Origin of the sequence: Nitrospirillum amazonense (assembly GCF_007828045.1) — a bacterium.
Lineage (GTDB): Bacteria > Pseudomonadota > Alphaproteobacteria > Azospirillales > Azospirillaceae > Nitrospirillum > Nitrospirillum amazonense_C.
In genome coordinates this window covers 1-8,611 of the sequence record NZ_VITN01000050.1, presented here as the reverse complement: position 1 = coordinate 8,611, position 8,611 = coordinate 1, and the positions used below count along the sequence as shown (strand labels likewise).

General features: G+C 69.4%; 1 protein-coding gene. It reads right to left on the bottom strand.

All coding sequences use genetic code 11. The features are described 5' to 3' along the window. Positions 1 to 8,611 (bottom strand): beta strand repeat-containing protein (locus FBZ89_RS31300; protein WP_211115424.1); only part of this gene is annotated, 8,611 nt, incomplete at both ends.

Genomic DNA, 8,611 nt, shown 5'->3' with positions numbered 1-8,611 from the left:
GCTGGTGATGTTGCCCAGGCCCGACTGGCCGGTGAAGGTGCCGAACAAGGTGCCGTTAGAGCCCTGGATGGTCAGGGCGTTGGCCGAGGCGTTGACGATATCGCCCTGGATCATACCGGTGTTGACCAGCGTGCCCAGGGACCCGGTGCTGGCGATATAGACCGCCGTGCTGGCCGTCAGCAGGCCGCTGTTGGTCAGCGTGGCGAGATTGCCGCCGATGTAGTCGTTGGCGATGGCCAGCACGAGGTTGTCGCCCACGACGCTGGTGGCCAGGCCCAGGCCGGCGATGGTGCCGGCCGCCGTGATGGTGGCACCGGCGTAGCTGGAGCCGGCGCCGCCGGCCACCACCGTGGTCAGGCTGTTGGCCAGATAGTTGCCGGCGCTGGACAGGCTGACCTGTACCAGGCCGCCGCTGATGCTGGCGGCCCCGCTGACCATCAGTTCACCCAGCGTGCCCAGGGCCAGTGTGCCCCCCGTCTGGCTGTAGGCGCCGGTGATGCCGATCGCCGTATCCAGACGCAGGGTGGCGCCGCTGTTGACCACCGTGTGGCCGCCGACGTCGATGGCATCGCCCAGCGCCAGTTGGCCGCCGGCGAACACCAGGTTGGACGCCGTATTGCCGATGCCGCCGCCCGTCAGGGTACCCGCGACGGTGGCCCCGCCCATCAGCACCAGGTCGCGGGCCGACAGGTTGACGATGGTGCCGCTGATGGTGCCGCTGTTGACCAGGGTGCCCAGCGTTGCCGTGGCGGCGTTGTACAGGGCGGTGGCGCCCGACAGCACGCCTTGGTTCACCAGGGTACCGATGCTGCCCAGGTTGCTCACGGCCGCGATGGTGCCCAGCAGGGCGCCGGCGTTGGTCAGGGTCCCCACGCTGCCGCTGGTCGCGACATAGACCGCGTTGTTGGCGCTGAGGGTCCCGGTGTTGACCAGGCTGCCCTGAACGCCGCCCAGGTAATCGTTGAGGGTCAGCAGGTACAGGCTGTCGCCGCCCACGCTGCCCGCCACTTCCAAGCCGCTGACGGGCGAGGCGTAGGTCAGGCCGGTGAAGGTCGATCCGGCGCCACCCGCCACGACCAGGCCGGCGCCGGTGCCGGCCAGCAGGTTGTCGGTACTGGCGACACCGGCCAGCGCCACCGTGCCGCCGGTCATCAGCGCCGCCCCACTGACCGACAGCTGGCCGGCGCCGGAGGACAGCGCCAGGGTGCCCGCGCTCTGGCTATAGGTGCCGGTGACGCTGACCAGGGTGTCGAGCCGGACCGAGGCGCCGCTGTTGACCAGCGTGCCGCCGCCCACGTCCACCCTGTCGTTCAGCAGCAGGTTGCCGGACGCGAGCACCACATTGGCGCCGCTGCTGGTCAGGGTGCCGACGCCGGCATAACCGGTGAGCGTGCCCACCGTCCCATTGCCGCCGCCGGCGATGGTGAGATCGACGCCGCCGGTGTTCTGGATGTCGCCGGCGATGGTGCCGCTGTTGACCAACAGGCCGATGGTGCCGCCGTTGGCCAGCGCGACGGGGCCGCTGATCAGGCCGCTGTTGGACAGGACGCCGATGGTGCCCTGGTTGCCCACCGCCCCGGCCGTGCCCGAGCCGGCGGAGATCTGGGAATTGACCAGGCGGCCGCTGTTGACCAGCGTGCCGATGCTGCCGCTGTTCAGGATGCCGTTGGTGCCATCGGCCAGCAGCGTGCCGCTGTTCGCCACCTGGCCGACACCGCCATAATTGGTGATGCCGGTGCCGGACACGCTGATCCGCGCGGTGTTCAGCAGCGTGCCGACGCTGCCCAGGTTTTGCACGCCCCAGGTGCCGTTGATGGTGCCATCGTTGCGGAGCGTGCCGACGCTGCCCGTGCCGGCCACGAACATGCCCGCGCCGACACTGAGCGTGCCGGTGTTGCTGAGCGTGGCCAGGGTGCCGCCGACGTAGTCGTTGGCGATGGTCATCAGCAGGTCCTGGCCGGCGGTGCTGCCGCCGGTGGCCAAACCGCCGATGGTGGTCGTGACCGAGGCCCCGGCATAGCTGGAACCCGCCCCACCCCGCACCAGGGTATAGGACGCCCCCACCAGGTAATTGCCGCCGGCGTCCAGGTTGCCCAGGACCACGCCACCGGTGATGCTGGCGGCACCGCTGACCGTCAACGGGTTGGCGCCGGCGGTCACCGCCAGGGTGCCGCCCGTCTGGCGATAGGCGCCGGTGATGCTGACGCTGGCCGGCAGCGTCAGGGAGGCCCCGCTGTTCACCACCGTGTGGCCGCTGGCGTTGATGGCGTCGTTCAGCAGCACGTTGCCGCTGGCGAAGACCAGGTCGCCGCCGGTGTTGGTGATGCTGCCCAGCCCGGATTGGCCGGTCAGGGTGCCCAGGGTGCCGAAGCCGCCACCCGTGATGGTAAGGGTACCGCCGCCGTTGACGATATCGCCCTGGATCAGGCCGGTGTTGGCCACCAGGCCGACGGTGCCGGCGATGTAGAGCGCGGCATTGGCGCCGCTGAGCGTGCCGCTGTTGAGCAGCGTGCCGATGCTGCCGCCCGCCGCCACGTGCAGGGCCTGGGTGACGCCGCTGATGGCGATGGTGTTGGCCAGGGTGGCCAGGCCGGCGCCGACATAGTCGCTGCCGAAGGCCAGCAGCAGGTTGGTGCCATTGACCGTGCCGGCGCCGACGAGGCCGGTGGCGCCGGTGGCCTGGACAGTGGCGCCGAGGTAGCTGGACCCGGTGGTGCCGGTCACCAGCGTGGTGGCGTTCCCCGCCAGGTAGATGCCGGTGCCGGACAGGCTGGCCAGGACCGTGCCGCCGGTGATGCCGGCCACACCGCCGACCGCCAGCTGGGCGCCATCGCCCACCACCAACGTGCCGGCCGCCTGGCTGTAGGCGCCCGTGATGCCGATGATGCTGGCCAGGGTCAGCGCGGCGCCGCTGTTCACTACCGTGTGGCCGGAAACATTGACGGTATCGTTCAGCAGCAGGTTGCCGGATTCGAACACCACGTTGCCCAGCGTGTTGCTGAGGGTGCCCAAGGTGCCCAGGGCCGCTCCGGCCAAGGTGCCGACCGTGCCGCCCAGCCCGCCGGTGAAGACCAGGTCCTGTGTCGCCAGGTTGACGATGTTGCCCGTGATCAGGCCGCTATTGCTGATGGTGCCCAGGGTGCTGGCGGCGCGATTGAACAGGGCGGTGCGGCCGCTGATCGTGCCGCTGTTGGCCAGGGTGCCGATGGTGCGGGAGTTGTAGAGACCGTAATGGGTCCCGCTGATGATGCCCTGGTTGACCAGGGCGGCAATGGTGCCGTCATTGTTCACGCCCGCGGCCAACGGCGCGGGGGCGTCCACCAGGGACCCGGTGTTCAGCACCGTGCCGATGCTGCCCGTGTTGTAAAGGCCGATGCTGCCGGTGGCCGTGCCGCTGTTTTCAAGCTGGCCGATGGTACCCTGGTTCAGGATGCCGTAAAGCCGGCCCGACAGCAGGGCGCTATTGGTCAGCGTGCCGATGCTGCCGCTGCTGGCGACATTGAAGGGGATGGTGACGCTGCTGATGGTGCTGGTGTTGTTCAGCGTGGCCAGGGTGCCGCCGACATAATCGTTGAGCGGGTTCAGCAGCAGATCGACGGTGCCGCCGACGGTCGCCGTGGTGCCGGCCAGGACCAGGCTGCCAATGGTCGAGCCAACCGTGACGCCGGTGTAGCCGGACCCCGCCCCGCCCTGCACCACGGTGCCGGCGATGGTGTTGACGAGATAGGTGCCGCCCGCGTCCAGCAGGGCCACCACGCTGCCGCCGCTGATGCTGGCGACGCCGCTGACGGATAACAGGCCCGTACCCGGCGTCAGGACCAGGCCGCCCCCTGTCTGGGTATAGTTGCCGGTGACGGCGATGTGCGTCCCCAGGGTCAGCCCGGCGCCGCTGTTGACCACTGTCTGGCCGCCGACGTCGATCTGGTCGTTCAGCGCCAGGTAGCCGCCGGCGAACACCAGGGTGGCGCCGGTGCTGGTGATGGTGCCGACGTTGGTCAGGGTCGAGCCCGTCAGCAGGCCCGCCTGGCCGGTGTTGGTGCCGCCGCTGATGGTCAGCGGCCCGGTGCCGGCGTTGACGATGTTGCCCTGCACCGTGCCGCTGTTGACCAGACCGCCCAGCATGCCGCCGCCGGCGATGTACAGGGCGGTGGACCCGCCGGCGACCAGGTGACCGCTGTTGTTCAGCAGGCCCACCGTGCCGCTGACGGCGACCGCCCGGCCCCCGGCGATGCTGCCGCTGTTGTCCAGGGTGCCGATGCTGCCGCTGTCGCTGATCCCGCCGGTCAGGCCCTGGATCAGGCCGCTGTTGCGCAGCGTGGCGATGACGCCCGCGTTGCTCAAAGCCGGCAGGCTGGTGGAGCTGATGAGGCCGGCGTTGCCGAGGATGCCGATGGTACCGTTGTTGACCAGGCCCAGGAAGTTGCCCGCGATGGTACCCAGGGAGGTGTTGGCCAGGGTGGCGATGACGCCATCGTTCTGCAGCGGCGTGGCGCCGGTCAGCGTGCCGTTGTTGAGGACGGTACCGACACTGCCGCTGGCTGCCACGTAGAGCGGGACGCCCGCGCCGATGCTGCCCGTGTTGGTCAGGGTGGCAAGAGTGCCGCCGATGTAATCGCTGATCGCCGTGGCCAGCAGGCTGATGGCGCCGCCGCCGCTGACCGTGCTGGTCCGCAGGGCGACGAAGCCGCCGTCCGCCTGGACGCCGGCGTAGCTGGAGCTGCCGTTGCCCGTCACCAGGGTGCCGATGACGCTGCCCACCAGATAGTTGGCGATGCTGGACAGCCCGGCGACGACGGAGCCGCCGGAGAGGGTGGCCGCGCCTATGACGACCAGCCGGCCGGTGCCCGGGGTGACCGTCAGCCCGCCGGCCGACTGGCTGTAGTCGCCCGTCACGGTGACGATGCTGTCCAGCCGCACCGAGGCGCCGCTGTTCACCAAGGTGTGGCCGGTGACGATGACGGCGTCGTTCAGCGCCAGGGCCCCCGAGGCCAGGGTCACGTTGGCCAGGGTGCTAGTGAGGGTGCCCATGCCGGCCACGCCGGTAAAGGTACCGACGGTGGTGTCGCTGCCGCCCTGAATGACCAGGGCGTTGGCGCTGTCGTTGGCGAGGTCGCCGGCGATGGTGCCGCTGTTGACCAGCGTGCCCAGGCTGCCCGTAGCGCTGATGTACACCGCCTGCTGGCTGGCCGTGCCGACCGCCAGCCGCCCGCTGTTGGCCAGGGTGCCCAGCGTGCCGCCGACGTACACCGCCTGGAAGCCGTCCGGACCAATGGTGAACAGCCCGCTGTTGGCCAGCACGTCCATATGGCCGGCCAGCGACAGGCCGATGACGCTGCTGAAGATGGTGCCGCTGTTGGACAGGGTGCCGTAGCTGCCGTCGCCCTGGATGGCGGTGCTGGCGCTGAAGATCGTGCCGGTGTTCTGGATGGACGCGATGCTGCCATGGTTCAGGATGCCGACGGTGGCGCCCAGGGTGCCGCTGTTGGTCAGCGTGCCCAGCGTGCCGGAGGCGGCGACGTAGACGGCGGTGTTGAAGCCGATGCTGCCGGAGTTCGAAACGCTGGCGATCGACCCGCCGATGTAATCGTTGGAATTGTACGCCACGTAGGCGAAGTACTCGCTCGAGCCGGACAGCGTGCTCGCCCATCCTTGCAGGGTGGTGGCGAACGCCGCCCCCTGGCCCAGGGTGTCGTGGGCGCCCACCCAGCTCACCGGGGCGGTGACGCTGATGCTGGAGCTTTCGCTCTGCACCAGGGTGAGCTTGTCCCCGGCCAGATAATTGGCCTGGTCATTCAGGATGACGTTGACCCTGCCGCTGTTGATGCTGACGGCGCCCGGGACGAACAACTGGCCCGCGCCCGCGGCGATGTTCAAGGTCCCGCCGTTCTGGACGAAGTTGCCACCGAACAGCGTGACCGCCGACCCGACCAGGCTGTTGTGGCCGGAGATGCTGATGACGCTGTCCAGCGTCAGGCTGGCGCTGTTGATGACCGTGTGGGTGCCGACATTGAGGGTGTCGTTCAGCGCCAGGGCGCCGCCGCTGAACAGCAGGTTCCCGGCGGTGTTGGTGATGGTGCCCAGGCCCGTCAGGCCGGTCAGGGTGCCGATGGTGCCGTTGGCGCCGCCGCCGATGGTCAGGCCGACGGTGCCGTTGTTGACGATATTGCCCTGGATCAGGCCGCTATTGCTGATCGTGCCCACCTGGGCGCTGGCCCCGATGGCCAGGGCCTGCGTGCCCTTGAGCGTGCCGCTGTTCAGCAGCGCCGTCAGGGTTGAGTTGGCCACGATGGCCTTGTGCGCCGCGGTGATGGTGCCGCTGTTGCTGATGGTCCCGATGGCGGCGCTCATGTACACGCCGCTGGCGTTGGCCGCGATGGTGCCGTTGTTCACCAGCGTCTGGATCGTGCCCGCCGCCTGGAACAGGCCGTAGTTGTTGCCGATCAGGCCGTCGTTCAGCAGCGTGACGATGGTGCCGTCGTTGCGCAGCCCCTGCTGCGCGCTGGCGCTGTTGGACCGGATGGTGCCGCCGGCCGCGTTGTCCAGCAGCTGGATGGTGCCCATGTTCTGCAGGCCGCCGTCATGGCCGGTCAGCAGGCCATAGTTGACGACGGTGTTCAGGATACTCAGGTTGATCAGGCCATAGCCCACCGTGCCCGCCAGGCCGGCGAAGGTGCCGCCCACCGTGTTGATCAGCGTGGCGATGGTGCCCCGGTTCAGCAGGCCATAGCCGCCGTTGGTGCCGTCGCCGCTGATGACGCCGCTGTTGGTCAGGGTGCCGATGGTGCCGGCGATGGAGGCGCCGTAGCCCGTGACGGCGCCGACGCCCGCCAGCGTGCCGCTGTTGCTGACCGTGCCGATGCTGCCCGTGCCGCGCACGAACAGGGCCGTCTGTATGCCGGCCCCGCCGATGCTGAGGCTGTTGTCCAGCGAGGGGAGCACGGTGGCGATGTAGTCGTTGGCGCTCATCACCACCAGGTTGGTGCCCACGGTGGTGCCGGACACGGCCAAGCCGCTGACCCCGCCGCTGGAAACCGAGACGCCGGTGTAGCTGGACCCGGCGGCGCCGGCCACCAGCGTGGCGCCCGCCTGCCCGGCGATGTAGTTGTTCAGGGCCGACAGGGTGGCGACCACCGAGCCGCCGCTCAGCACCGCCGCCCCGCTGACGACCAGTTCGGCGCCGGTGGCCAGCCGCAGGGTGCCGGCGGACTGGCCGTAGTTGCCAGTGACGTTGATGACGGTGTTCAGCACGATGTCCGCGCCGCTGTTCACCAGCGTGTGGCTGGCGACGGAGACGTTGTCGTTCCACACCATGTCGCCGGCGGACAGGGTCACGTCGGCGAAGGCGCTGGTGAGATAGCCGACACTGCCGGCCGTGCCGGTATAGGTGCCGAACGTGCCGCTGCCGCCCGCCAGGTTCAGGCCCCGGCCGTTGATGGTGCCGGCGATCACGCCGCTGTTGACCAGGGTGCCGAGGTAGCCGTTGCTGCTGACCGTGCCGTTGGACACGCCGCCCAGTCGCACAGCCGTGCGGCCGCTGATGGTGCCGCTGTTGACCACCATGCCGACGGTGCCGCCCAGGATGTTGAGCGCCACCACCGAGCCCGAGCCGCTGGTGCTGGTGTTGGTAATGAGGCCCGAGTTGGACAGCGTGCCGATGGTGCCGATCAGCGAACCGGTCACGGCGACGTTGACGGCACCGTTGTTGGTGGCGCTGGCGGCGATGGTGCCGCTGTTGGTGAAGGCGGTGATGAGGCCGGCGTTTAACACGCCCCCCCCGTTGCCGATGCCGCTGATCAGGCCGGCATTGTTCAGGGTGCCGATGGTGCCGCCCAGCAGCTTCACACCCACGGCGTTGCCGGACAGGGCGGTAATGGTGCCGGTGACGCTGTTGTCCAGTTCGCCGATGGTGGCGGCCAGCGTGGCCAGCAGACCCGCGGCGTTCAGGGTGCCCAGCACCTGGCCGCTGTTCTGAATGGTGGCGATGGTGGCGCCCGCTGCCAGCACGATGCCGGCGTTGCTGCTGTTGGCCGTGCCCATCACGGTGCCGGCGGTGCTGTTCACCAGAGTGCCGAGGGTGCCGGCCACGTAGATGCCGGCGCCGGTCTTCAGCAACCCGCTGTTGGACAGGCTGCCCAGGCTGCCGGTGGTGGCGACGTAGAGGGCGCCGGCCCCCTGGGTGATGCTGCCGGTGTTGGCGATGCTGCCCAGCGTGCCGCCGACATAGTCGTTGCCGATGGTCAGCACGATGTTGTTGGCGCCGCCGGTGGTCAGCGTCGCCACCTGGCCGGTGGCGGTTCCGAGCGCGTAGCGGATGAAGAAGCTGGACGAACCGGCGGAAAGCAGGGTGCTGGTGCCGACGGTGTAGTTGCCGGTGGCGGCCAGGGTGCTGGCCACCCGGCCACCATTGATGGTGGCCACACCACTGATGCTCAGCCGGCCGTCGGGGGCGATGTTCAGGGTGCCGCCGACCTGGGTGAAGTTGCCGGCGATGCTGATGGTATTGGTCACCGACAGGGTGGCGCCGGTGTTCTGCACCGTGTGGCCGGTGGCGTCGATGGCGCCGTTCAGCAGCTGGTTGCCGGCGGCGAACACCAGGTTGCTATTGGTGTTA